The 25240-nt window shown below is 71.0% G+C and carries 14 protein-coding genes; 7 read left to right on the top strand and 7 right to left on the bottom strand.

The window, feature by feature from the left end; genetic code table 11:
* On the top strand, positions 1 to 518 hold a 518-nt coding region (locus tag ABTZ94_RS18765; RefSeq protein ID WP_351202170.1), incomplete at its 5' end, for a hypothetical protein.
* A 254-nt stretch (positions 519 to 772) separates the two neighbouring features.
* Here ABTZ94_RS18765 and prfB read toward each other — a convergent pair.
* The 3 genes from prfB to ABTZ94_RS18750 form a co-directional block, all read right to left on the bottom strand.
* On the bottom strand, positions 773 to 1879 hold the full coding sequence (prfB, locus tag ABTZ94_RS18760) for a peptide chain release factor 2 (RefSeq protein WP_351202169.1): 1107 nt from the start codon (positions 1877 to 1879) through the stop codon (positions 773 to 775).
* A gap of 163 nt (positions 1880 to 2042) precedes the next feature.
* Positions 2043 to 3281 (bottom strand): serine/threonine-protein kinase, encoded by a 1239-nt coding sequence (locus ABTZ94_RS18755; protein WP_351202168.1) that lies wholly within the window; start codon positions 3279 to 3281, stop codon positions 2043 to 2045.
* 181 nt (positions 3282 to 3462) lie between these two features.
* Positions 3463 to 5079: a serine/threonine-protein kinase gene (locus ABTZ94_RS18750; protein ID WP_351202167.1), complete on the bottom strand. Its 1617-nt coding sequence runs from the start codon at positions 5077 to 5079 to the stop codon at positions 3463 to 3465.
* Positions 5080 to 5577: 498 nt separating this feature from the next.
* On the opposite strand from ABTZ94_RS18750, the gene ABTZ94_RS18745 reads away from it, so the two are divergent.
* The 6 genes from ABTZ94_RS18745 to ABTZ94_RS18720 all read left to right on the top strand — a co-directional run bounded on the left by ABTZ94_RS18745 (position 5578) and on the right by ABTZ94_RS18720 (position 17876).
* Complete coding sequence (locus ABTZ94_RS18745; RefSeq protein ID WP_351202166.1) at positions 5578 to 9240, top strand: FHA domain-containing protein; 3663 nt, start codon at positions 5578 to 5580, stop codon at positions 9238 to 9240.
* 142 nt (positions 9241 to 9382) lie between these two features.
* A complete protein-coding gene (locus ABTZ94_RS18740) occupies positions 9383 to 10750 on the top strand; it encodes an ABC transporter substrate-binding protein (RefSeq protein WP_351202165.1) in 1368 nt (455 codons plus the stop codon).
* A gap of 4 nt (positions 10751 to 10754) precedes the next feature.
* Entirely contained in the window at positions 10755 to 12173 is a 1419-nt protein-coding gene (locus tag ABTZ94_RS18735) for a carbohydrate ABC transporter permease (protein WP_351202164.1), read from the top strand.
* Between the two features lie 100 nt (positions 12174 to 12273).
* The gene (locus ABTZ94_RS18730; protein WP_351202163.1) at positions 12274 to 13185 is read left to right on the top strand and encodes a carbohydrate ABC transporter permease; all 912 of its coding nucleotides are present in this window, start codon (positions 12274 to 12276) and stop codon (positions 13183 to 13185) included.
* Positions 13186 to 13345: 160 nt separating this feature from the next.
* Positions 13346 to 15658, top strand: a complete 2313-nt coding sequence (locus ABTZ94_RS18725) for a bifunctional glycosyltransferase/CDP-glycerol:glycerophosphate glycerophosphotransferase (RefSeq protein WP_351202162.1) — start codon at positions 13346 to 13348, stop codon at positions 15656 to 15658.
* Positions 15659 to 15701: 43 nt separating this feature from the next.
* Complete coding sequence (locus ABTZ94_RS18720; RefSeq protein ID WP_351202161.1) at positions 15702 to 17876, top strand: bifunctional glycosyltransferase/CDP-glycerol:glycerophosphate glycerophosphotransferase; 2175 nt, start codon at positions 15702 to 15704, stop codon at positions 17874 to 17876.
* A 74-nt stretch (positions 17877 to 17950) separates the two neighbouring features.
* On the opposite strand, the gene ABTZ94_RS18715 is transcribed toward ABTZ94_RS18720, so the two are convergent.
* The 4 genes from ABTZ94_RS18715 to ABTZ94_RS18700 form a co-directional block, all read right to left on the bottom strand.
* On the bottom strand, positions 17951 to 18325 hold the full coding sequence (locus ABTZ94_RS18715) for a DMT family transporter (RefSeq protein ID WP_351202160.1): 375 nt from the start codon (positions 18323 to 18325) through the stop codon (positions 17951 to 17953).
* 70 nt (positions 18326 to 18395) lie between these two features.
* On the bottom strand, positions 18396 to 19910 hold the full coding sequence (locus ABTZ94_RS18710) for a methyltransferase domain-containing protein (RefSeq protein ID WP_351202159.1): 1515 nt from the start codon (positions 19908 to 19910) through the stop codon (positions 18396 to 18398).
* 47 nt (positions 19911 to 19957) lie between these two features.
* The gene (locus ABTZ94_RS18705; RefSeq protein WP_351202158.1) at positions 19958 to 21199 is read right to left on the bottom strand and encodes a glycosyltransferase family 39 protein; all 1242 of its coding nucleotides are present in this window, start codon (positions 21197 to 21199) and stop codon (positions 19958 to 19960) included.
* Positions 21200 to 21412: 213 nt separating this feature from the next.
* Positions 21413 to 24976 (bottom strand): bifunctional glycosyltransferase/CDP-glycerol:glycerophosphate glycerophosphotransferase, encoded by a 3564-nt coding sequence (locus tag ABTZ94_RS18700; RefSeq protein WP_351202157.1) that lies wholly within the window; start codon positions 24974 to 24976, stop codon positions 21413 to 21415.
* Positions 24977 to 25240: the final 264 nt, after the last annotated feature.

The following is a 25240-nucleotide window of genomic DNA, read 5'->3' as shown; positions in this document are numbered from 1 at the left end:
ACGTCACCGGCACCACCCTGGTCGCCCGCACCACCCTGGTCACCGGCACCACCCTGGTCGCCCGCACCACCCTGGTCACCGGCACCACCCTGGTCGCCCGCACCACCCTGGTCACCGGCACCACCCTGGTCGCCACCTTGGTTGGTGCCGCCCTGGTCGACGCCACCAGGATCCCCGCCGTTACCACCGTCGGCCTCGCCGGCGATGCCGACCTGGGCGTCGGCGGAGGCGTCACTGGCATCCACGCCAATCCCGATTCCGATACCGGCTGCCGACGCCGCACCGGCAGCGGTGAGCGAGGCGCCCGCGGCGATCACCGCACCCGCGGCTATGCGCGCGACGCGTACTCGCGTCTTCTTGGTCATCTGCTGCTACCCCCAGTAGCTGTTCTCGTCAGTGGAGCAGCCATATGCAGGCCTCTGCTCTGCGGGGTTCGCTCCGAACGGCGCCACATCGAGTCGTGGCCGTGCCGCCCGCCCCCGTTCGCATCCGTCCCGGACATACGCATGCTGCCCTAGCACCCTGTCCACAGTTAAGGACTACGTCAAGGCCGTTCCGTGTAATCTGCACCGGTTTGACGGCAGTTGACCTTGATTCGGAATCACGACTGTGACGCGCTCACCGCCGTACCTGCGCAACTCGGAACCCCAACTCCCTTTCCGGTTCCGCCTCCTCGCACCCGTCCCCGACGAAAACGGCGGTGCCGGAAACCCCGTGGGGATTCCGGCACCGCCGTAAGAACAGGAAGCAGCAACAGGCTGCTGAGGCCCGCCTACTTCTCCCGCTGCTTGCGCCAACGGATGCCCGCCTCCAGGAAACCGTCGATCTCGCCGTTGAAGACCGCTTCCGGGTTGCCCATCTCGAACTCCGTACGCAGGTCCTTGACCATCTGGTACGGGTGCAGGACGTACGACCGCATCTGGTTGCCCCAGGAGTTGCCGCCGTCGCCCTTGAGGGCGTCCATCTTCGCCTGCTCCTCCTGGCGGCGACGCTCAAGGAGCTTCGCCTGGAGGACGTTCATCGCGGATGCCTTGTTCTGGATCTGCGAGCGCTCGTTCTGGCAGGAGACGACGATGCCGGTCGGGAGGTGGGTCAGGCGCACCGCGGAGTCCGTGGTGTTGACGCCCTGACCGCCGGGGCCCGACGAGCGGTACACGTCGACGCGCAGTTCGGACTCGTCGATCTCGATGTGGTCGGTCTGCTCGACCACGGGCAGCACCTCGACACCCGCGAAGGACGTCTGGCGACGGCCCTGGTTGTCGAAGGGCGAGATCCGGACGAGCCGGTGGGTGCCCTGCTCGACGGAGAGCGTGCCGTAGGCGTACGGCACCTGGACCGCGAAGGTGGTCGACTTGATGCCGGCCTCTTCCGCGTACGACGTCTCGTAGACCTCGGTCTTGTACCCGTGCCGCTCGGCCCAGCGGACGTACATGCGCTGGAGCTTCTCGGCGAAGTCGGCGGCGTCCACGCCACCGGCCTCGGCGCGGATGTTGACCAGGGCCTCGCGGGAGTCGTACTCGCCGGACAGGAGCGTACGGACCTCCATCTCGTCCAGCGCCTTCCTGACCGAATCCAGCTCGGACTCGGCCTCGGCCAGGGCATCGGCGTCGCCCTCGTCCTGGGCGAGCTCGAAGAGGATCTCGAGATCATCGATCCGGCCGCGGAGGGCCTCGGTCTTGCGGACCTCGGCCTGGAGGTGCGAAAGCTTGCTGGTGATCTTCTGCGCCGCCTCCGGGTCGTCCCAGAGGGAAGGCGCGGCCGCCTGCTCCTCGAGCGCGGCGATGTCCGCCCTCAGCGCATCCAGGTCCAGGACGGCCTCGATCGACCCCATGGTCGAGGAGAGGGACTTCAGCTCTTCGGAAATATCGACGACTGCCACGGGTCCAGCGTAACGGCTGTCGGCACGGACATTCCTCGGGCCGCATGATCACGACTCCGCGACCGTGTGGGCGGCGCGTCCCCGGGGCCGTACGGCGTTGGGGCGCCAGGGGCCCCTACGGCCCTGGAAGCCATCAGGAACCATCCCACGGGGCCCCGCGGGATCAGGGTGTTCCCGGCGCCGAGTTCTTCGTGTCCTGCGCAGGCGCGTCCGCGTCGTCGCCGCCCAGCGCCAGCCAGCCGCCCACGCCCAGCGCCACCACCAGAACCAGCGCCGCGGCGCCCAGCGTCAGGCGGCGCTTGCGGACGGCCGCGGACTTGTTGCGGGCCGAGCCCGGACGGGGCCGGCCCGGGGAACGCGGGGCCCTGGCCGTGCCCCGGGGGCCGCCGGACAGTTCGTCGGGGGCCGGGACACGCATGCTCGTGTGGGTGTCCCGGTTGGAGTCGGTGGACGAGCCGGGGACCAGGGGGACCGCGCCGCGGCGGCGGGGCTCCTCGGGTGCGGGGGTGTACTGCTGCTCGTCGTACGCCCGGGGTTCCGGTTCGGCGTCCGGCTCGTCCACGTCCAGCGGCGGGATGCCGGCCAGCTGCGGGAGCTGCTCGCGCAGCCGGGCCGCGAGCTCGGAGGCGCGCAGCCGGGAGGCTGGGGCCTTGGCCAGGCACTGGATCAGGAGCTTCCACAGCTCGTCCGGGATGCCCGGGAGCGGGACGACCGTCTCCGTGACATGGCGGCGCAGGACCGCGCCGGGGTGCCCACCGCCGAAGGGCGTGAAGCCGGCGAGGAGTTCGTACAGGACCGTGGCGAGGGCGTAGATGTCGACGGCGGCGCGGGGCGGGAGACCCTCGACTATCTCGGGGGCCAGATAGTCCGGCGTACCGATGATCTTGCTGGCCTTGGTGCGGCGCGGGGTGTCGATCAGCTTGGCCACGCCGAAGTCGGTGAGCAGCGCCGGGTGCGAGTCGCCGGGGCCGAGCGGACCCTCCATGTCGAGCAGGATGTTCTCCGGCTTGACGTCACGGTGGACCACCCCGGCGGCGTGCGCGGCGGCCAGGCCGTCGGCGACATCCGCGATGATCGCGACGGCGGCCTCGGGCGCGAGACGCCGCTCGCGGTCCAGGCAGGTGCGCAGGTCCGTGCCCCGTACCAGGTTCATGACCAGAGCCAGGTCGTTGCCGTCCACCACGAGGTCGCGGACGGCGACGACATGCGGATGGTCCAGGCCGAGCAGTGCGGTGCGCTCCTGGACGAAGCGGCCCACGAGCTCCTGGTCGGACGCGAGGTCCTCGCGGAGCAGCTTGATGGCCACCGGGCCCTCGGGCCCGTCGCCGAGCCACACCGTGCCGGCGCTGCCGCGCCCCAGGATCTGGTGTGCGGTGTACCGGCTGCCGATATTCCGTGCCAAGACTGCTCCCTCAGCGGCTGGCGATGGACCGTCGCTCATGACCCCCGGTCGACAAAGTTACGCGTCGATCGGGGGGTTGAGTGCCCGCGATGGCGCCAACCTTCACTTCTGCGGGCGAAATGCGGCAGAAATTGACCCGCAGAAGTCGATATAGCTACAGAGTTGATGATGCGTCGGCCGCTCAGAGGCCGCTGCTGCCGCCCAGTTTCGAGACCCAGTCGGTCACGCTGGAGAAGGCGTCACTGATCGCCTGCCAGTAGCTCTTGCCCTGGCCGATCCAGTCCTGCAGCGGGGTCAGTTCCCAGATCAGCCAGCCCGCGACGAACAGCAGCACCAGCGTGAACAGACAGCCCTTGAGGCAGCCGAGGCCGGGAATCCTCATCGGGTTGGCGCTGCGCTGCCTCGGCTCGCGGGGCTGCCGCGGGGCCGGCTGCTGGGGCGGCGGCTGCTGCGGGGGCGCGTACTGCTGCCGCTGGTACTGCTGTTGGGGCTGGTGCTGAGGCTGCTGCTGGGGGTACTGCTGCGGCTGCCGGTACTGCTGCGGCTGCTGCGGCTGCTGCGGCCGCTGCTGGGGCTGGGGCTGGGGCCGCTGAGGGCGGCGGCGCAGCGGGTCCTGGCTCGGGTCGAGGTGCTGGACCTGCGTCTGCTCGTTGCGATCACGGGCCGCCTGGAGCTGGGACTGCCAGGGGTGCTGCCCCTCGGGCTGCGAAGAGCCGTCCGGACTCGGCGGTACGGGCGGCATGACCGAGGTCGGGTCGGCGTGCCCGCCCGGACCGGGGGCGTGCTGCATGACGCTGGTCGCCGCGTTCGGATCGTACGAGCCCGCGTTGCTCGGCAGCACCTGCGTCGGGTCGGCCGCACCGGGGGTCTGGGGAACGGCCGCGGGCGCCGGGTCGGGTGCGAGCAGGGCGCCCACGCCGTCGGCCGCCGCGATCTGGGCAGAGCTGGCGTGCACCCCGATGCCGGACGCGACGGTGCGCAGTCCGCGGGCCAGGTTCTCGGCGCTGGGCCGCTGGTCCGGGTCCTTGCTCAGGCAGCGCTCTATCACCGTCCACAGCGGCGCCGGGACGGTGGAGGGGCGGCGGGGCTCCTCGCTGAGGTGCCGGTGCAGGACTTCGAGGGCGGTGCCGCCGGAGAACGGCGGGCGGCCGGTGACCAGCTCGTACAGCAGGATGCCCGCGCCGTAGATGTCGACGGCGGAGGTCTGTGGGCGGCCCTCGGCGGACTCGGGCGCCACATAGGCGGGCGTGCCGACGAACTCATGGGTCCGGGTCAGCCCCGGGGAGTCGGCCAGGCGCGCGATGCCGAAGTCGGTGAGCATCGGGTGCATCTGGCCGTCGCGCTCGTCGAGCAGGACGTTGGCGGGCTTCAGATCGCGGTGGACGACGCCGTCGGCGTGGCTGGCGGCGAGCGCGTCCGCGATCTGCGCGGTGAGGAGAGCGGCGGCGACCGGGGTGAGCGGGCCGTTCTCGCGGATGTAGCGGTGCAGGTCCGGGCCGTCGACCAGGTCCATGACGAGGGCGAGCAGGTCTCCCTCGACGACCAGGTCACGGGTGCGCACGATGTTCTCGTGGGTGAGCCGGAGCAGCACGGAGCGCTCGCGCAGGAACCGCATCACGACGTCCGCGTCGTTGGCGAGCTCCTCCTTCAGGACCTTGATCGCCACGGTCTCGCCGGGCTGGCCTGCGACGGCCGCTTCGGCGCCTGCGGTCTCCCGCTGGCGGGCACGCCAGACGGTGCCCGTGGCGCCGCGTCCCAGCGGCTCCTCGAGCAGGTACTTGCTGCCTACCGGCCGCACGTCATGCGCTCCCTGCTGATCGTGGTACTTGCGGTGCTCCCGGATCCGCCCGGGAGTTCCGGCCCACTCTAGTGGGGTGACCGACGGAGTCGGGCTGGTCCGCCCGGTTGCCGCCGCCACCCTTGGTCGCCGGGCCGATCGCCTCCTCGAGGAGATACCGGCCGGTTGCGGAACAAGACGCTCACACCGGGGCGATGGTTGCCGCACACACGTGCGATGAATCGTTCCGGCTGCTCTCCCGGAACGGATCCGCCACCGCGGCGAACGTTCCAAGCAGGCACTTATAGGCGCACACCTGACCTTTCAAGATCACTTAACGGTGACCCCCGGGCGTGTTGTCAGTGGCAGGTGCGAGGATGCCTTCAGCACGGACTGTGGGGTAGGGAGCCCTGCGGCACGTGACAAACCTGTACCGGACGACGCGCCCGTGTCGGGTGGGGGGAATCACAGGGCGTTTCCCCTGCCCGGCGCCCCGCGCAGAAGGGACCGCTGACGGCGATGCAGATCCGGCTGACCGTCCTCGCGCCGCGCAGCGGCCAGACCCCGGCGCGCGCCTGCGACGTGCTGGTCACCGCCCCGCCGGGGACGGCGCTCGCCACCGTGGCGTCCAATCTGGCCGCCGCCGTCTCCGGGCCCGATGGCTCGCTCGGCAGCGGTGCGGTGGTGCTGTTCGCCGGGCGTGAACGGCTCGACGCGCAGCGGTGCGCGCTGGGTGAGCCCCCGCTGGTCGACGGAGCGGTGCTCTCGCTCCAGGTCCCCGGCGAGGACGAGGCGGCGGACGACACCGTTCCGGCGCAGCTGCACGTGGTCGCGGGGCCCGACGCGGGCGGGGTCCATCTGCTGCACGGCGGCCGGATCCGGATCGGCCGCTCCGCCGACGCGGACGTCCCGCTCGACGACCCCGATGTGTCCCGGCTGCACTGCACGGTGACGGTCTCCGAGGACGGCCTGGTCTCGGTGGCGGACCTGGGCTCCACCAACGGCACCCTGCTCGACGGTACGGAGGTCCGCGACCGCCCGGTCCGTCTGAAGCCCGGTGCGCTGCTGCGGCTCGGCGAATCGACGCTCCGGCTGACCTCGGGCGCGCGTACGCCGGCGCTGGCGACGGCCCCGGACGGCGAGGGGCATCTGCGGGTGGCCGGTACGACAGGCGCGGCCGCCGCCGACGGCGGCTTCGCCGAGAAGCACGGCTCCGGTCACGGGTACGCCCCGGCCGCAGCCGGCCCCGGACCCGCCGCACACGCCGGGCCCGGCGACCGTCACGCGCACGGGAGCGGCGAAGGCGGGTGGGCCGACACCCGCCGCCAGTCCCCCTCCGAGCGCTCTCCCCGCTTCCCGGACGACGGGACACACCGGCGGGGCGGGATAGGCGCCTGGGCGCGCAGACTCGCGGGCAACAAGGGCGAAGCGATGCACGAGGCGACACCCGACGAGGCAGGTGCGGCCGAGCTGCCGTTCCCGGCCCCCGCCTCCCCCGCAGCACCATCGGCATCCGCCGCGGAGGGCAGCTGGCCCGACCCCGCGGCCGTGCTGCTGACCGCGCTCGGCCCCGGCCCCCGGCTGTGGGAGCGCGACACCGCGCACCCGGAGGCGCTCGTGGTGCGCCTGGGGACGACCGACCGGGCCGAGCTGCCCGCCGTGCCGGTCACCGTGGGGCTGCGGGAGGCCGGTTCCCTCGGGCTCGCCGGGCCGCGGACCCGGCTGGCCGGACTCGCCCGTTCGGCGGTGGCGCAGCTCGCCGCGCTGCACTCCCCCGCCGATCTGGAGATCGTGCTGATCTGCACGGACCGCGCCCGCAGCGCGGACGAGCGCAGGCGCGAATGGGCCTGGCTCGGCTGGCTGCCTCATCTGCGCCCCCTGCACGGCCAGGACTGCCGGCTGCTCCTCGCGTACGACCGCGAGCAGGCCGTCGCCCGTACGACGGAGCTGGTGCGCCGGCTGGACGACGGGCCGCTGGGGCCCGGCTGGGCGAGCCTGGACCGGAGCACGGTCGCCGAGGCCGCCGGGCAGTACTCGGGCCCGTACACCGTGGTGGTCGTCGACGGCGACCCCGGCACGTCGGTGCTGCGCGAGAACACCGCCCGGCTGGCCGGCGCGGGTGCCGCTGCCGGGATCCATCTGATCTGTCTGGCCGAGACCCCGGCCGCCACGCCCACCTCACCCGTCGCGGCGACGTACGAGGCCGCCTGCCACGCCTCGATAGCGTTCCGCGAGTGCGGGGCGGTGGCGATGCTGAGCGGCGATGTGGCGACGGCACTGCGGCTGCTGCGCACGGCGGGCGGCCGGGCCGCGGGCCGCGGCACGGTCGCCGCGGTGGACGCGGTGTCGGCGCACTGGGCCGAGCGGTTCGGCCGGGCACTGGCCCCGCTGCGTACGGAAGGAGCGGCCACGGCCCACGGCCGGCCCGCGTCGGCCGCCCTCCCGCCGACCGCCCGACTGCTGGACGAACTGGGTCTGGCACGTGCCACCCCGGCCTCCCTGATGGCCCGCTGGGCCTCCACCGCGGACGACCAGCCCGGCGCCACGGTCCGCGGTTCGGGCCGCTGGACGGGCGGGCCGGCGGGCGCCGGCGCCGGTACGGATGCAGCCCACGCGGATGCCCGCGGTTCGAGCCGTACGGAGTACCCGCGCAGTGCGGGCCCCCGCGTGGGCGCCCAGCGCACAGGCGGCGCACCGGGGCCGGACCGCGCGGGCGGGTACGCCCCCGGCTCGGGGCGCACCCCGTATCCCGGCAGCGAAACCACCACCCACATCGGCACCGCGGGCCACGGCCTCGCGCGCGACGCCGCCCACGACGCCCATGGCTCCGGACGCACCCCGTACCCCGGCGCCTCCGCCCCCCGTGCCGGCGGCGGGCGCTACGGCAGTTCGTCCGGGGACACCCCGAGCTCCCGCACCATTCCCGGGGCCGGTACCTGGGGCGGTGGTGATGTCCAGGAGGCCGACAGTCTCCGTTCCGCCGGATCCGGGCGGACCTCGAACCGGGTCAGTGGGCCCCGCGGCGACGACACACCCCAGGTCGTGGCGCGAGGCGCCGGGAGCGCAGCGGCGGGCGCACGTACCGCCGTGGAATCAAACACGGGCACGCCCGCAGCCGCCTGCGCCGAAGGCACGGCTGCCGTGGCCGCCGGGCGGCCCGTCGTGGTGCTCGGGGCCGGGCCCCGGGGCGCGGTCAGTGTGGATCTGGCGGAGGAGGGCCCCCATCTCCTCATCGAGGGGCCGGCCGGCAGCGGACGTACGGAGTTGCTGCGGGCCGTCGCCGCCTCGCTGGCCGCGGCCGCCCGGCCCGACCGGCTGGGCATACTCCTGGTCGACGGCGCCGGTGGCGAGCGCGGCGAGAGCCTGAGCCCGTGCACCGAACTCCCGCACGCGTTCACGCACCTGGTGGCCTCGGATCCGGTTCGGATGCGCGAGTTCGCGCAGGCGCTGGGCGGCGAACTGAAGCGGCGCGCCGAACTGCTCGGCCAGTACGACTTCACCGAGTGGCACCACCGGCACGAGATGGCGCAGCGGATGGCCACCCAGCGCCCACCGAGCGCCGCGGAGCAGCGCGCGGACGTGGACTCCCCGATGAGCGGGACGCTCCGGCTGCGGCCTGCCGCCGCGCGGTCCACGGACCCCGGCCCGTCCCCGCTGCCCCGGCTCGTCGTCCTGGTCGACGACTTCGACGCGCTGGTCGCCCCGGCGCTCGGCAGCCCCGGCCGCCCCGCCGCGGGTTCGGTCGTACGGGCCCTGGAGGCCGTGGCCAGGGAGGGCGGCCGGCTCGGCGTCCACCTGGTCGCGACGTCCGCCCGCCCGGACCGTACGGAGGACACGGACCTGGCCCACGGGGCCCGGCTGCGCATCGTGCTCGACGCGCCGGTCGTCCCGCCGTCGCCGGAGGGTCCGGCACCCGGCCGTGGCCGGCTGGGGCATCCGGACGGGCGGGTGACACCATTCCAGGGCGGCAGGGTGACGGGGCGTATTCCGCGTACGGCGACCCTGCGCCCCACCGTCGTCCCGCTGGAGTGGGAGCGGATGGGCGATCCGCCGACCCGGCGCCCGGTCCGCGAGCTGGGCAACGGTCCGACGGACCTGGCGCTGCTGGCCAGTGCGCTGGAGCGGGCGGCCCGGTCGGTGAATGCCGAGCCGATAGCCCCGTTCGGGCCCGTCCGCTCCTGAGAGAGCACCGGGTCCGGACATCCACTGACCGCACGTCACGAGCCGATCACGATCAACGAGTTGACACGACAAGCGGTATTGCGGCACCCGTACACCGGGCGTAGGACTGTGCGCATACAACGATGTGAGAGACGGGGCAGCGATGCGCACAACCCTTCGGATCAGCAGGGCCGCCATGGTGTTCACCGCCATCGGCGCACTGGCTCTGACCGGTTGCGGTGACGACGGCGACAGCGGAAAAACAAAGCCGGAAAAGAACTCCGGGGGCAGCAAGGAGAGTTCGTCGAGCGTCGCCCTACCGAAACTGGACGGGGAGACGCTCTCGGTCGCGGCGGTCTGGACCGGAGCCGAGCAGGCCAACTTCGTCAAGGTTCTCGAGGAGTTCGAGAATCGCACGGGGGCGACGGTGACCTTCGTCCCGGCGCAGGACCCGATCGTCAACTTCCTCGGTACGAAGATCGCGGGCGGCCAGCCGCCGGACGTCGCGATGATCCCGCAGGTCGGCGCGATCCAGCAGGCCGCCCAGAAGAAGTGGGCCAAGCCGGTCGGTCCCGAGGCCAAGGCCCAGCTGGCCAAGAACTACTCGAAGGTCTGGCAGGACCTCGGTGTGGTGGACGGCACCCAGTACGGCGTCTACTTCAAGGCCGCCAACAAGTCCCTGATCTGGTACAACGCCAAGGCGTTCGAGAACGCGGGCGCAGCTGAGCCGAAGACCTGGAAGGACTTCCTGGCGACGGCCGAGACGGTCTCCGCCTCGGGTGTCACCCCGGTCTCGGTCGGTGGCGCGGACGGCTGGACCCTCACCGACTGGTTCGAGAACATCTATCTCTCCCAGGCGGGCCCGGAGAAGTACGACCAACTGGCCCAGCACAAGATCAAGTGGACGGACCCGTCCGTCAAGGACGCGCTGACCACACTCGCGCAGCTCTTCGGCAAGCCGTCGCTGATCGCGGGTGGTGCCAACGGTGCGCTGCAGACGGAATTCCCGGCCTCGGTCACCCAGACCTTCACCGGCGGTGACCAGCCCAAGGCCGCGATGGTCTTCGAGGGCGACTTCGTGGGCGTCAACATCGCACAGACGAAGGCGAAGATCGGGACCGACGCCAAGGTGTTCCCGTTCCCGGCGGTAGGCGCCGAGTCCCCCGTCGTGACGGGTGGCGACGCGGCGGTGGCACTGAAGGACGGCAAGGGCGCCCAGGCCTTGCTGACCTGGCTGGGCTCGACCGACGCGGCGAAGATCATGGCCGAGCAGGGCGGGTTCATCTCGCCGAACAAGGCCCTGGACGCATCCGCGTACCCGAACGAGGTTCAGCGCACGATGGCGAAGGCGCTGGTCGCAGCGGGTGACGCCGTCCGGTTCGACATGTCCGACCAGGCCCCGCAGTCGTTCGGCGGGACGCCCGGGAAGGGTGAGTGGAAGACCCTCCAGGACTTCCTGAAGAACCCGAAGGACATCGCGGGGACTCAAGCGAAGCTGGAGTCCGACGCGGCCAAGGCGTACAAGAGCTGACGGGATGACGACAGCCGCAGCGGGGGGCGCCGACGCGGTGCCCCCCGCCGACAAGCATCCGTCCGGCCGGCCGTCGGTACCCGCACCCAGAAAGCCGTCCGGCCTTTCAGCCGGCGGCCCGGAACGCAGCCGCAGGAGCGTGACCGGCACCCGCCGGGTCATCGCGGCGCTCTTCCTGGCGCCCGCGCTGGTACTGCTCGGCGCGCTCGTGGTCTATCCGATCGGGTACTCCGTCTACCGGTCGTTCTTCGATCAGTCGGGTACGGGCTTCGCCGGACTCGACAACTACAAGGCGCTGTTCACGGACGACACCATCCGTACGGCGGTCAAGAACAACGCGATCTGGGTCGTGTTCGCGCCGACGGTCTCCACCGTGCTCGGGCTGATCTTCGCGGTGCTGACGGAGCGGATCCGCTGGGGTACAGCGTTCAAGCTGGTCGTCTTCATGCCGATGGCGATCTCCATGCTCGCCGCGGGCATCATCTTCCGGCTGGTGTACGACGCGGCCCCGGAGCGCGGGGTCGCCAACGCCGTATGGGTGGGTGTGCACGACACGTTCACCGATTCGGCGGGCTACCCGAAGGCACATCCGCTGCCCGTCCACCCGCTCAAGGCGGGCGGCGGCGGCTCGTTCGTCACCAAGGCGCCGGTACGGGCCGGACAGCCGGCGCAGCTGCCGCTGGTCGGTGTGGCACCGGCGAACATGCCGAAGGACGCGAAGCCCGCGAAGGCCGCCGCGGCGGAGGCCGGGAAGATCACCGGTACCGCGTGGCTGGACTTCACCAAGGGCGGCGGCGGCAGCCCCAATGTCATCGACGCCAAGGAGCTGGGGCTCAAGGGCATCGAGGTCGAGGCTGTCAAGGACGGCAAGGTGGTCGCCTCGGCGACGGCGGGCGCGGACGGCACGTTCACCCTGCCCGCTTCGGCCGACGGCACCGAACTCCGCCTCCCCGTCTCGAACTTCAAGGAGCCGTACAACGGAGTCGAGTGGCTCGGCCCGACCCTGGTCACACCGGGGATCATCGGCTCCTACGTCTGGATGTGGGCCGGGTTCGCGATGGTGCTGATCGCTGCGGGCCTGGCGGGCCTGCCGCGTGAACTCCTCGAAGCGGCCCGGGTGGACGGCGCGAACGAGTGGCAGGTGTTCCGCCGGATCACGGTGCCGATGCTCGCGCCCGTCCTTTCGGTGGTGCTGGTCACATTGATGATCAACGTTCTGAAGGTCTTCGACCTGGTCTTCATCATCGCGCCTGGCTCCTCCCTGGCCGACGCGAATGTGCTGGCGCTCCAGCTCTACCGCTCCTCGTTCGGCACGGACGCCGACCTCGGGATCGGCAGCGCCATCGCCGTACTCCTGCTGCTGCTGGTTCTCCCGGTGATGTTCTTCAATGTCCGCCGGATCCGGAAGGAGGGGCGCCGATGACGAGAGCACCGACCACGACCGCCTCCCTCTGCCGGGGGTCCGGGGGTTGCCCCCCGGGACAGCACAGCAATGTCCGCCGGATCCGGAAGGAGGGGCGCCGATGACGACAGCGTCGGACACGGCCACGAGCACGACAGCGGCAAAAGGGCAGGTGAAGGCCGAGCAGTCCCTCGGTGCGCGCATCGCCGCCCGCGCCGGCGGCGGTGTGATGCGGGTCTTCCTCATCCTGGTGGGCCTGTTCTGGCTGATGCCGACCATCGGGCTGCTGCTGTCCTCGCTGCGCGGCGCGGACGACATCGCGTCGACCGGCTGGTGGAAGGTATTCACGGCCCCGTCCCAGCTCACCTTCGACAACTACTCCCGGCTGCTGGACAATTCGACCATCACCCACTCCCTCCTCAGCACCGTCCTGATCACCGTCCCGGCGACCGTCCTGGTCGTCGTGATCGGTTCACTGGCCGGATACGCCTTCGCCTGGATGGAGTTCCCCGGCCGCGACTGGTGGTTCCTCGTGGTCGTGGGGCTGCTGGTGGTCCCGGTTCAGGTCGCCCTGGTCCCCGTCTCCAAGCTCTTCGGCGCGGTCGGGATCTTCGAGACGACCTTCGGCGTGATCATCTTTCACACGGCCTTCGGTCTGCCCTTCGCGATCTTCCTGCTGCGTAACTTCTTTGCGGAGATCCCGAGGGAGTTGCTGGAGGCGGCCCGGCTCGACGGGGCGGGCGAGATCCGGCTCTTCACCCGGGTCGTGATGCCGCTGGGCGGTCCGGCGATCGCCTCGCTCGGGATCTTCCAGTTCCTCTGGGTGTGGAACGACATGCTGGTCGCACTGATCTTCGCGGACTCCGGCTCCCCGCCGATCACGGTGGCCCTGCAGCAGCAGGTACGGCAGTTCGGCAACAACATCGATGTGCTGGCGCCCGGCGCCTTCGTGTCGATGGTGATTCCGCTTGCGGTCTTCTTCGCCTTCCAGCGTCAGTTCGTCTCAGGCGTGATGGCGGGCGCGGTGAAGTAGCACGCACAGCTGTACGTCAATGCGGGGTGGTCCTGTTTCACCGCAACAGGACCACCCCACCTGCCATTTCGCGGGTTTGCCACGTTTTGGCGTAACCCTGTCACTCCATCGGAAGTTTGCGGACCGCCCACCCGCGCTGCGAACGACCCATGGATGTGTTGTGCCCCGGTTCAGTGTCATCGTGCCCGCGTACCGGGTTCAGGCGTACCTGCGCGAGAGCCTGGACTCGGTACTGACCCAGTCCTTCGAGGACTTCGAACTCATCGCGGTGGACGACTGCTCACCCGATGCCTGCGGCGCCGTCATCGACGAGTTCGCCGCCCGGGACCATCGGGTGCGGGCCCTGCATCTGCCGGAGAACGTGGGCCTGGGCCAGGCCCGTAACGCCGGGATCGCACAGGCCACCGGCGACTATCTGATCTTCCTGGACAGCGACGACACCCTCGCCCCCGGCGCCCTGCGGGCCGTCGCCGACCGGATTGAGGAGACCGGGGAACCGGACGTCCTGGTCTACGACTACGCCCGTACGTACTGGACGGGCGAGAGCGTACGCAACACCTTCGCCGAGCACCTCGCCGAGACCGGCCCCGCCACCTTCACGCTCGCCGGCCGGCCCGGACTGCTGAAGGTCCTGATGGTCGTCTGGAACAAGGCGTACCGCCGCGCGTTCGTCGAGGCCGAGGGGTTCGCCTTCCCGCCCGGCTACTACGAGGACACGCCCTGGACGTACCCGGTGCTGCTTGCCGCCCGCTCGCTCGCGGTCCTCGACCGGGTGTGCGTCGGCTACCGGCAGCGGCGCCAGGGCAACATCCTGGCCACCACCAGCCGCAAACACTTCGACATCTTCGACCAGTACGACCGGGTCTTCGCGTTCATCGACGCCCGCCCCGAACTCGCGCCCTGGCGTCCGGTGATCTTCCGTAGGATGCTCGACCACTTCTGCACGCTGTTCACCACCCCGGGCAGGCTGCCGCGCGGCAGCCGCGCCGCGTTCTTCCGCCGTGCCCGCGCCCACTGTGTCCGCTACCGCACCCCGGGCGCTCCCGCCCCGCTCCGCGCCCGGCTGCGCCACGGCCTGATCCGGCTGGGCGCACGCCGCACGTACCGTGCGCTGTGGACCGCACAGTTGCTGCACGGCCGGCTGCGGAAGGGCACCGCGGCCGTCCGCCGGATACTGCGGGCCGCCGCTCTTCAGGCGTACTACCGCATCCAGCTGCGGCTGCCCGTCCAGGCGGACCGGGCGGTGTTCGCGGCGTACTGGCACCGCGGCTACGCCTGCAATCCGGCCGCGATCGAGGCGAAGGCCCGCGAACTGGTCCCCGGCCTGCGGACCGCCTGGATCTGCCGCCCCGAGGACGCGCACACGGTGCCCACCACGACACAGCGGCTCACGCCCGGGACGTACGGCTACTGGCGGGCGCTGGCCCGCTCCAGGTATCTGGTGAACAACGTCAACTTCGACCGGCGGCTGATCAAGCGGCGCGGCCAGGTGCTGCTCCAGACCCACCACGGCACACCGCTCAAGACCATGGGACTCGACCTCCAGGACCGGCCGGCGGCGGCCCGCGGGACGGACTTCGGCCGGCTGCTCGCCAATGTCGACAAGTGGGACTACTCCCTCTCCGCGAACCAGCACTCCACCCTCGTCTGGGAGAAGGCCTACCCGTCGGCCTCCGCGAGCTGCGCGACGCTGGAGTACGGCTATCCGCGCAATGACATCTACCAGCGGGCCACCGCCGACGACGTGGCGCGGCTGCGCGAGTCGATCGGCATCCCCGAGGGCGCCCTCGCCCTGCTCTACGCGCCCACGCACCGCGACTACCGGCGCGACCAGCACACCGTGCTCGACCTGGCACGCGTACTGCGGGTCCTCGGTCCGGGCGTGGTGATCCTGAGCCGCGCCCACTACTCGTACGAGGCTCCGCCGGTCCGCGAACCGCACCCACGGATCATCGACGTCAGCGGCCACCCCTGCGTCGAGGCGCTCGCGCTCGCCTCGGACGCGCTGATCACGGACTACTCGTCGCTGATGTTCGACTACGCCAATCTGGACCGGCCCGTCATCATCCACTGCGGCGACCGCGAGGCGTACGAAGCGGCCCGCGGCACCTACTTCGACCTGTACTCCTGCCCGCCCGGCGCAATCGCGCACAGCGAGGACGAACTGCTCGACATCTTCGCGACCGGCCACTGGTGCGGAGCCCGCTCCGCCCGGCTGCGCGAGGCGTTCCGGGAGCGCTTCTGTCCGTACGACGACGGGCACGCGGCGGAGCGCGTGGTGCGCCGGGTCTTCCTGGGCGACACGGCCGCGCAGCCGCCCGCGATCCCTCCGGCGCAGCGGCGGCCCGCACCAGCGGCGGGCAACCCCGCTCGGGTCCCGGCCTCGGCGCCGGCCACCGCCGCGATCCCCGCGGACCGGCAGGCGTCCACAGGCCTCGGCCTCGCCGGGGCGCAGCCCACCAACCACACCTGACCGCACTCCTCCCCCGTAGCCCCGTGTCCGAGAAAGAGCCCGCATGCCCCGGCTGAGTGTCATCATCCCCGTCCGCCACGCCCGAGGACAGCTGCGCGAGTGCCTGGAGTCAGTGCTCACGCAATCGTTCACGGACATCGAGGTGATCGGGGTCGACGACGGTGCGCCGGACGGTTCGGGGCTGCTGTTCGACGAGTTCGCCGCAAGGGACGACCGGGTGCAGGCCATCCATCTGCCCTCGGGGGCCGGGCCGCACGGGCGGCGCAACGCCGGGGCCGAGCGGGCCGTCGGGGAGTATCTCCTCTTCCTGGAGGGCAACTTCGTCCACCTGCCGGGCGCCCTGCAGGCCGTCGCCGACCGGCTGGATGCCACCGGTGACCCCGAACTGCTGCTGTTCGGCCATCACAGGCGCCCGTTCCGGGGCCGCCCCCGCCCGACCCGGTCGCTGGAGCTGCTCGGTGAACTGCCCGAGGGCCGTCTCACCCTGCCCGCACACCCCGTACTCCTGGACATCGCACCGGTCTCCTGGAACCGCGCCGTGCGCCGCACCCTCCACGAGGGCGAGAAGCTGTCCTTCGGGCCGGGGCAGCACGGGGAGCGAATGTACGCACTCCAGACCCTCGCCGCGGCCGAATCCGTCGCCGTACTCCCCACCGCCTGCGTCGAGCACCGCAGCCGGCGCCACCTGCCCGTTCCGGCCGACAGTGCAAAACCGGCGGACGGCTCGACGCCGCACCAGCTCGTCGACGCGTTCGCCGGTCTGATGGAGTTCGTACGCGACCGACCGCTCCTGCATCCCGTGCGGACACTGCTCTTCGAGCGGGCGGCCTGGGAACTCCTTTCCGGCTACCCGTCGGTGACCCGGCAGCGCAGGCGATACGTACGGTCCGTGGCGGCGTTCCACCGGGCGCACCGGCCCGAGGAGCACCGCTTCCCGGGCGGCGAGAAGGGGCTGCGGCCGAAGCTGATGGGCGGTGGCCGGTACGTCGTGCTCGGCGCCCTCGACACCGTCCTGGCCCTGCGCCGGAGCCTGCGGGCGGCGCCCGGCGCGGTACGGGCGCGGGCCAGGCGCACCCTGTCCACGCGCTACTACTGGTGGCAGCGCAGGCTTCCGCTGGACCCCGGGCTAGCCGTCTACGCCGCGTACTGGAACCGCGGGGTGAGCTGCAATCCGGAGGCCGTCTTCCGCAAGGCCCAGGAGCTGGCCCCGCGGGTGCGCGGGGTATGGGTGGTGTCGAAGAACCAGGTGGACACGGTGCCCGAAGGCATCGACCACGTGGTGCCGGGGACCCGCCGCTACTGGCAGGTGCTGGCCCGGGCCACGTATTTCTTCAACAACGTCAACTTCTCCGACCATCTGGTCAAGCGCCCCGGCCAGATCCATGTGATGACCCACCACGGCACCCCGCTGAAGATCATGGGGCTCGACCAGCAGGACTATCCGGCGGCGGCCCAGGGACTGAACTTCGACCGGCTGCTCCAGCGCGTCGACCGGTGGGACTGGAGCGTCTCCGCCAACCCGCACTCCACCGAGGTGTGGGCACGCGCCTATCCGGGCACCGCGCAGTCCCTCGAATCGGGCTATCCGCGCAATGACGTCTTCGCGACGGCGACGGACGAGCGGATCGCGGAGATCCGAGAGGCGCTCGGTATCCTGCCCGGCCGGCGCGCCATCCTGTACGCGCCGACGCATCGCGACTACGAGGCGGCGTTCACCAGCCGGCTCGACCTGGTCCGGCTCTGCGAGGCGCTCGGCCCGGACACCGTGGTGCTGGTCCGCGCCCACTACTTCTACGAGGGTGCCGGGCTGCCGGAGCACCCTTCGCTCGTCGATGTCTGCGGCCATCCGCGGATCGAGGAGCTGTGCCTGGCGGCGGACGCGCTGGTGACGGACTACTCGTCGGTGATGTTCGACTACGCCCATCTGGACCGCCCGATCGTGGTGCACGCGCCCGACTGGCAGACGTACCGCACGGTCCGGGGAGTCTGCTTCGATCTGCTGTCCGGGAAGCTGGGCGACACCCCTGGGGCGGTCTCCACCGATACGGACGAGCTGGCCCGGATCTTCCTCGACGGCAGCTGGCAGAGCCCGGCGAACGAGACGCTGCGGGCCGCGTTCCGGGCCCGGTTCTGCCCTTACGACGACGGGCTCGCCGCGGAGCGGGTGGTGCGCCGGGTGCTGCTGGGGGAGGCTGTGCCGGTCGCCGGACGGACCTGAGGACGGGGCCCGTCCGACGACGCACCCTCAGAGCCTGTCGGGTGACCTCTGATCGAAGGTCACCCGACAGGCTCTCAGCGTTGCTGGCCCGCCATCACCGTGAAGAGGCCGACGACCACGAGCAGCGAGCCGCCCCAGGTCCACATCGAGGTCCGCTCGTGCAGCACGGTCGCCCCTGCCAGCACGATCAGCAGATACCCGAGGGCGTTGAACGGGTAGGCGATGGACAGCGGCACCTTGGCCAGAGTGGTCATCCAGGCGAGGGCGGACACCGCGAAGACCACCAGGCCGAGGACGACCCAGGGGCTGGTCGCGGCGCGCAGGGCGACGGAGCCGCCACCCTGCGCGGCAGCGGCCGCGGCGCCCTTCATCCCGTGCTTCAGCATGATCTGGCCGCCCGCCGACGAGAACACGGCGAACAGCAGCAGCATCAGACTGGGGAGGGTCAAGGCCTTGCTCCTGACTGTGGCGACCGGGGTTTCGGGCGGCGGGACGGGGGTGGGACGCGGGACGGCGGCCTCAGACGCCGACCCGGTCGGCAGTGGCGTACGGTCGGTTGAGGATGTCCTGTACATCGACGTGCTCTCCAGCGGTGATCGTCTCGGCCGCATGCGGGGTCAGCAGTGCGACGTGCTGATAGCCGAACAGCGTCGGCCGGATCCGGGTGAGCAGCTTCGACACCCCGCCCAGGACCGCCGGGAGCGGTCCGCCGCCGAGCAGCGCCCAGAACGGGGCCCCGGTGGAGGTGATGTGGAGGACGTCGTAGCCGGCGTTCCTGACCGTGCGGCGCAGGCTCGCCCGGGTGAAGAAGCGCAGATGCGTTTCGTCGAGGATGCCGCGCCGGTCGTAGTCGAAGACGCCGAGCGCGACCCGCAGCCGTGAGTACCAGTGGCTGAAGTTCGGTACGGAGAGCAGCACATGGCCGCCGGGCCGCAGCACGGTGGCGACCTCGGCGAGCACGCGCTCGGGGCGGGAGAGGTGCTCGATCACATCGCCGGCGACGACGTAGTCGTAGTCGGCGCCGATCTCCACGGGCAGCCCCTCCTCCAGGTCGGCGAGGTGGAAGTGGGTGCATTTCTCGCGGACGCCGGGGACCTCGACGTAGTCCACGCCCGTCACTTCGTGGCCGAGAGCTTCGAGGCGCTGGGCGAACAGGCCGCCGGAGCAGCCGAGATCGAGGACCCGGCCGGGCGCGAGGCTGCGCATCTTCTCCAGGATGACGGCGTGCGAGGAACCGTCGCCCTCCTTGAATGCGTACTCGACGGGCTTGGGGATCCAGGCGCAGGTGCCGAATCCCTTGACGGCGAGCCGGTATTCGAGGACGTCCTTGACGACGTCCTTCGCGTACTTCATGCCGTTGACGTAGCAGATCTCGTCGCCGTAGTAGGTGGGTACGGGGATCTCCTTGATCCGCATTCCTTCGTTGAGCAGCTGGACGATGATCTGGGTGTCGAAGTCGAACGCGTCGGTGTTCCGGTGGATCGGCAGCTTCTTGAGTGCCGCGACGCTGTAGGCACGGTACCCGGAGTGGAATTCGGTGAGCTGCGAGCCGAGCAGGGTGTTCTCCAGGCGGGTGAGAATGCGATTACCCAGCCATTTGTACATCGGCATGCCGCCCTTGAGAGCGGATCCGGGTTTCATCATCCGCGATCCGAACACGGCCTCGCATTCGCCGCGTTCGATCGGTGCGACCATGTCGGGCAGGAATTCGGGGGCGTACTGCCCGTCGCCGTGCAGCAGCACGATGATGTCGAGTCCGTGTTCGGCGGCCAGCGCGTATCCGGCCTTCTGGTTTCCGCCGTATCCGAGATTCTTGGTGTGCCGCATCACCACGGTCCGCGGCAATCCCTCCGTCTGCGACCAGCGGCAGCCCGCGGTGAAGGTCGCGTCGTGGCTCGCGTCGTCAAGGATGAGGACCTCGGCGACCTTGGACCGGAAGTCCCCCGGAATGCGGTCGAGGGTCCTCTCCAGCGTCGTCTCGGCGTTGTACGCGACCACCAGGATGCCGATCCTGGGGCTCGGGCTTTCCTTCACGGGGCGTTCTCCAGTTGCGATCGGTGCTCGGTGCTTGGAAGGGGCTGTCAGTTGACGGCGGAACCGGTGGACCGCGGAGTGCAGGGCGCCGGGACCGAGGTCCGCTCGGCGGGGGATTGCGGAGGTACGGCCGGCTGCGCGGCGAGGATCTTGCGGATTCCGCTGACGACGCCGACGGCGAGGACGAACCAGCCGGCCTCGCCGAGGTGCAGCACCGTTTCGCTCCAGCGCAACGCGGAGCGTCCCTGGTAACCGATGACCGCTGTCAGGCCGAGCAGACAGCTGTACGTGGCGCCTTCCCAGAACCCGATGACGAACAGCCCGGCGGCCGCCCAGGTCAGGTACTGCAGGGCGGACGCGGTGGAGAGCAGCAGCAGGAGGCCCATCGTGACGGCGACGACACCGGGCAGTTGCGCGGGCCGCAGCCGGGCGAGCCAGACCCCGGCCGCCACACAGGCCAGCACGAAGAGGAAGTGGCCCTCGCCCTGGATGAAGGTGATGAAGGACTGCGGCAGGCCGAGCGCGTCGGCGAACCGGACGAGGCCCCAGAGCCGGTAGCCACCGCCCGCGTACTCCAGGACGTTCTCCTTGAGGTTCTGCGGCACGGTCACCAGGACCGGCCCCCAGACGAGGGCGACGAGGGCGGTGAACCCGGCGGTGAATCGGATGAACGCCGGCCGGCCCGCCCGCAGCGCGACGACGAACAGCGCCGGGACCGCCACCACCGGGATGAACTTGACGCTGATCGCGAGCGCGGCACACACCCCGGCGGCCAGCGGTGACTTCCGGTCCACAAGCAGATGGGCGGCGGTCAGGGCGAACGTGATGGCGACCGCGTCGGTGTTGCCGTGATAGCCGGAGGTGGCGATCAGTACGGGGCTGACGGCCACGCCCACACCGCAGGCGACCGCCGCGCCCACGGAGCTGCGCCGACGCACGATTTCGAACACGAGGAGCACGCAGAAGAAGTCGGAGATCGATGCGGGTGATCTGATCAGCGTTCCGAACGGAATTCCGAGTTCGGAGAGTTCATTCAGACCGAGGAGCATCCAGCCGGCCAGTGGCGGGTGGTTGTAGACGGGCAGTCCCGGCAGCGGATGTTCGTAAATCCGAATGGGGCCGTAACGCACGATGGCCTGTGCGAAGCCTTGAAAGATCCGCACGTCGGCCGGGCCCGGCATATTCGCCGCGATCAGCATGCGGGTGAGGAGACCTGCGGCCGCAGCAATGAGCACCACCACCCTCGCCCGCTGTACGTCCCAGGATTCGTATCGCATTCGGGTACCCATGAAAACAGAACGTAGCAACCCGAAGACACTGAGTAACGCACCGATGACCACACTTATATGGATCGCGACTTCAATGCCCTGCGTATCTGCGCAAACGTCCGAATTCCGGAATCACTCGAACGGTTCAGGGGGCATGGTGGCCCCGGGCCCCCTGCCCGGCCGGTATCGGGACCGGCCGGGCTGCGCGGACCGGGGTCCGGCGGTCAGGGCCGGTCAAGGCCGGTCAAGGCCCTGGAGCATCCGGTCGACCACCCCCGCCGCCGCGTGTCCGTCGTCCAGGTCGCAGAAGTCCCGGAGAAATGCCTCGTACGCCTGCGCGTGCCCCCTGGTGGCCCGCTCCGGGTCGCGCAGCGCCTCGATGAGTCCGGTGGAGCCGGGAATCAGGGGGCCGGGGGCGCGGGCCTCGAAGTCGAAGCAGAAGCCGCGCAGGGTGTCGCGGTAGTGCGCCAGATCGTAGGTATGGAAGAGCATCGGGCGGCCGGTCTGGGCGAAGTCGAACATCAGCGAGGAGTAGTCGGTGACCAGTGCGTCGCCGATCAGCATCAGCTCACCGACGTCCCCATAGAGCGAGACGTCACGGACGAAGCCGCTGCCACTGTCCGGGAGGCGGTCGGTGACCAGATAGTGCCGGCGGACCAACAGGACAGTGTCCGCTCCGAGTTCGCGTTCGGCGGCGGCCAGGTCGAGCTGCAGGTCGAGGGCGTAACGGCCGCTGCCCTGCGGCCGGTCCTCGCGCCAGGTCGGCGCGTACAGCACGACCCGCTTGCCCTCGGGGATGCCGAGTCTCTCCCGTACCGCCGCGGCGACCTTGGTCCGGTCCGGGGCGTGGAACAGGTCGTTGCGGGGATAGCCGCACTCCAGGACCTCGCCCTGATAGCCGAACGAGCGCCGCAGGACGGGGGTGGAGAAGCGGTTCGGGGAGACCAGGACGCTCCACTGCCGGGCGCGCTGCTCGATGGTGGCGATATAGGCGGCGTTGGCCTGGGCGGTGCCCGCGAGGTCGAGCCCGATGCGCTTGAGGGGGGTGCCGTGCCAGGTCTGGACGACGCACTGGCCCTGACGCCGCTCGAACCACTCCGGCAGCTGGGTGTTGGTGACGATGTGACGGCTGCGGGCCAGCGCCTCGTGCCAGGCGGCGGAGCCGTGCTCGACGGCCGTGGCGCCCGCCGGGATACGGGCCTGCTGGTCACGCACCACCCACAGATGCTCCAACTCGACGCCCCGCCGTGCCACTTCCTCATGGATCGCGCGCGGCGAGTCGGAGTACTGGCGGCCGTCGAAGCTGCTGTACAGCACTGTGTCGCGCAGAGGTGCCATGCGCAGGCCCCGGTACGCCTCGCGCAACAGCCGCTTGCCGCGCGCACCGCGTTCCGCGGCGGTGAGCACCGACGCGGAGTCGATCAGCAGCTGGTCGTGGAAGCGCCGTTCGATGAGGTACTTCCGGCCCGCGAGGGTGCGGGCGGCAGGCAGGGTGCGGTGCGCGACGGCCGGGATACGCAGCGGGGCGTCGTACGCGTCGTCCCTCGCGCCCTTCTCGCGGACGAAGAGATACCAGTGGCCCTGGCCCAGCGGCAGTTTCCCGCCGGGTTGTTCGACGGCGTCCGGCCGGAGCGCGGCCCTGAACCGCCGCGCCCCGACGGCCCCGGAGGAGACGAGGGGGAAGACGGCCTCCTCGCCGTGCCCGCTGTGCCGGGCCACCAGCTCGACGGGCCGTTCCGAGTCGTCGGGGAAGGTGCCCTCCAGGAGGAGTTGTCCGTCCTCCGTCCAGGTCGCCAGGTCGACGGCGGGCTGCACGATGCGGTCGCTGATCAGCAGATTGCCTCGGGAACTGGCGGTGAGACCGAGTTCGCGCCGCTTGTCTCCGTCCCCGTCCAACGGGTAGCGGCCCGGCAGTACGGGCCCCGGCACATCGATCGGTGTCCTGCGTCCGTCCGGGCCGACCAGATGCAGGCTGTACGGCAGCTGCGCGCGCACCGCTCCCTCCCCCGCGCCCTTCCGGGCATCGGCGAAGGCGCCGAGCGGGACATCGGCGGTGAAGCGCCGCCATCCCGCCGCCGAGGGCACGGCTCCCTCGTGCACGGTCACGGGGCAGTCGAAGGAGGTGCCGGAGGCCCGATGGGTGAGTGCGAGGCGCAGCGGTCCCTTGCCGAGACGGTCGCGGATCATCCCGTCGATCGCCACGGTGCCGGCGCCGTCGCCCGTGTCGCCCGCGCGGTGCGTCTCGAAGCGGGCGTCGATCCGCTCGGCGTGCAGCACGAACCTGCCGCTCTCGAAGGCGGGCACGATCCGGTGGTCGCCGTCGGGCCGGTGCACGGGCGGCGGTGCGGCCGCCTCGTTCGTCGAGAGGCCGGATCGGCGCAGCATGCCGTGCCCGGCGATGCCGATCTCCAGGCGCCAGGTGAGCCGTTCGCTTCCGCCCGCATCGATGCGGAGCCTTGCCGGGTCGATGACGGTCTCGAAGCCGGACCGGTCGTAGTCGTGCAGACTCTGCCGGGACCGGGCCGTGGCCTCGGCTTCGGCGACCGTGCGCAGCCGGAGCGGCACCACATGCCGTCGCCCCGCCCGCAGCCAGCCGGCCCGGAACTCGCTTCCTCGCGTGGTGGCGGGCAGGTTCCGGATGTACGCGTACCCCTTGAGGTGCAGCTTGCCGCCCCGCCAGTGGGCGTCCCGCAGCCGGGCGGTGAGCGGCAGGTCCCGGTCGGTGACCCGCAGCACCGAGCGCGGCACCGGCCGGGTGAGGGCCGGGAAGAAGGCGCTGCGGCGCCGCACGCCCCGTACCGCGAACGCTCCCGGCTCGGCCTTGTCGAAGGCGAGCAGGGCCAGCAGTTCGTCGGTCCGCCGTTCGCGCACGAGGTGCCACATCAGGCGCAGCCGCAGCGGGAGCGCGTCGAGCACGGCCGGGTCGACCTGATCCGTGAACTCGTTGGCGTACGTGAGGAAGGCGCGCCGGTACTCCTCGTCGCCGTCGGGCAGCGCCTCCATGAAGTACCAGAGGTCGTTGGCGAGGACATGCGCCTCGTACTGCCGTTTGTCGGTGGCGCCGCGGTGCTCGTCGAGGAAGGTGGAGACGCCCAGCACGTGCGAGACCCGGTCCTGGACACCGCGGACGACGGCGCGCCGGGTGGTGATCGAACCCGCCCGGTCGCGCCAGTGGTAGACGGCGTCCTGCAGCACGTCGACGGAGCGGGCCAGGAAGTGGGCGGGCAGGACGACGGGGATGTCCTCGTAGAGGGCGCCGACCGGGAAGGCGAAGGCGTGTTCGTCCCAGAAGGACCGGCGAAAGACCTTGTTGCAGGCGATCCTGTCGGCGGCGAGGTCCCAGTCGCGGGAGATGTGGGTGCGCAGCCGGGTCGTCGCCATGGGCTTGCGGAAGTTGGGCGACTGCTGGAGCTTGCCCGAGGCCCGCAGCCGCAGCACATTGCCGGACGCGATGTCCGAGCCGGTCTCGTCCAGGGCACCGACGAGGAGTTCGTACGCGCGGGGCGGGAGCACGTCGTCGCTGTCGACGAAAGCGAGATGGCGGGCGCCCGGATCGCAGTTGCGGACCCCGGTGTTGCGGGCGTGCCCGAGTCCGCCGTTCTCCTGGCTCACCAGCCGGAACCGGCCGTCCTGTTCGGCGAACTCGGCGGCCAGGGCCGCGCTGTTGTCGGTGGACCCGTCGTCGACCATCACCACCTCCAGGTCGGTCATGGTCTGCTCCGCGAGGGACTTCAGGCAGTCCGTCAGATAGAGCTCGACGTTGTGGACGGGTACGACGACACTGAGCCGTGGCGGCATGTTGAGCACGTCCGTTCATCCGGGGCCTGGTTGTCCGTATGGCTCAACCCCGTGAAGGGCCGGGGGTCACCGCTTGCGGTCTCTCCCGAACGGGTGACATCGGCTGCGCCGCGTAGACCGACCTGCACATGGGGGGGGTGGGCGCCGCCCCCATGTGCCGGCCGGTCTTACGACCTCCCCCACGATAGGGAGCGGATCAGCGAGCGGCGTCGTGCGGCTTCGATTGCAAGGCGGAGGAAGGAAGCGGATGGGGCCTCCCCTGGT

Origin of the sequence: Streptomyces sp. NPDC002785 (assembly GCF_040295565.1) — a bacterium.
GTDB lineage: Bacteria > Actinomycetota > Actinomycetes > Streptomycetales > Streptomycetaceae > Streptomyces.
This window is presented reverse-complemented; position numbering and strand designations above follow the sequence as displayed.

Coding starts and splice junctions, on each gene's coding strand:
- ABTZ94_RS18745 (WP_351202166.1), top strand. CDS start 5,578: ATGCAGATCCGGCTGACCGTCCTCGCGCCGCGCAGCGGCCAGACCCCG.
- ABTZ94_RS18740 (WP_351202165.1), top strand. CDS start 9,383: ATGCGCACAACCCTTCGGATCAGCAGGGCCGCCATGGTGTTCACCGCC.
- ABTZ94_RS18735 (WP_351202164.1), top strand. CDS start 10,755: ATGACGACAGCCGCAGCGGGGGGCGCCGACGCGGTGCCCCCCGCCGAC.
- ABTZ94_RS18730 (WP_351202163.1), top strand. CDS start 12,274: ATGACGACAGCGTCGGACACGGCCACGAGCACGACAGCGGCAAAAGGG.
- ABTZ94_RS18720 (WP_351202161.1), top strand. CDS start 15,702: ATGCCCCGGCTGAGTGTCATCATCCCCGTCCGCCACGCCCGAGGACAG.
- ABTZ94_RS18705 (WP_351202158.1), bottom strand. CDS start 21,199: ATGGGTACCCGAATGCGATACGAATCCTGGGACGTACAGCGGGCGAGG.
- ABTZ94_RS18700 (WP_351202157.1), bottom strand. CDS start 24,976: ATGCCGCCACGGCTCAGTGTCGTCGTACCCGTCCACAACGTCGAGCTC.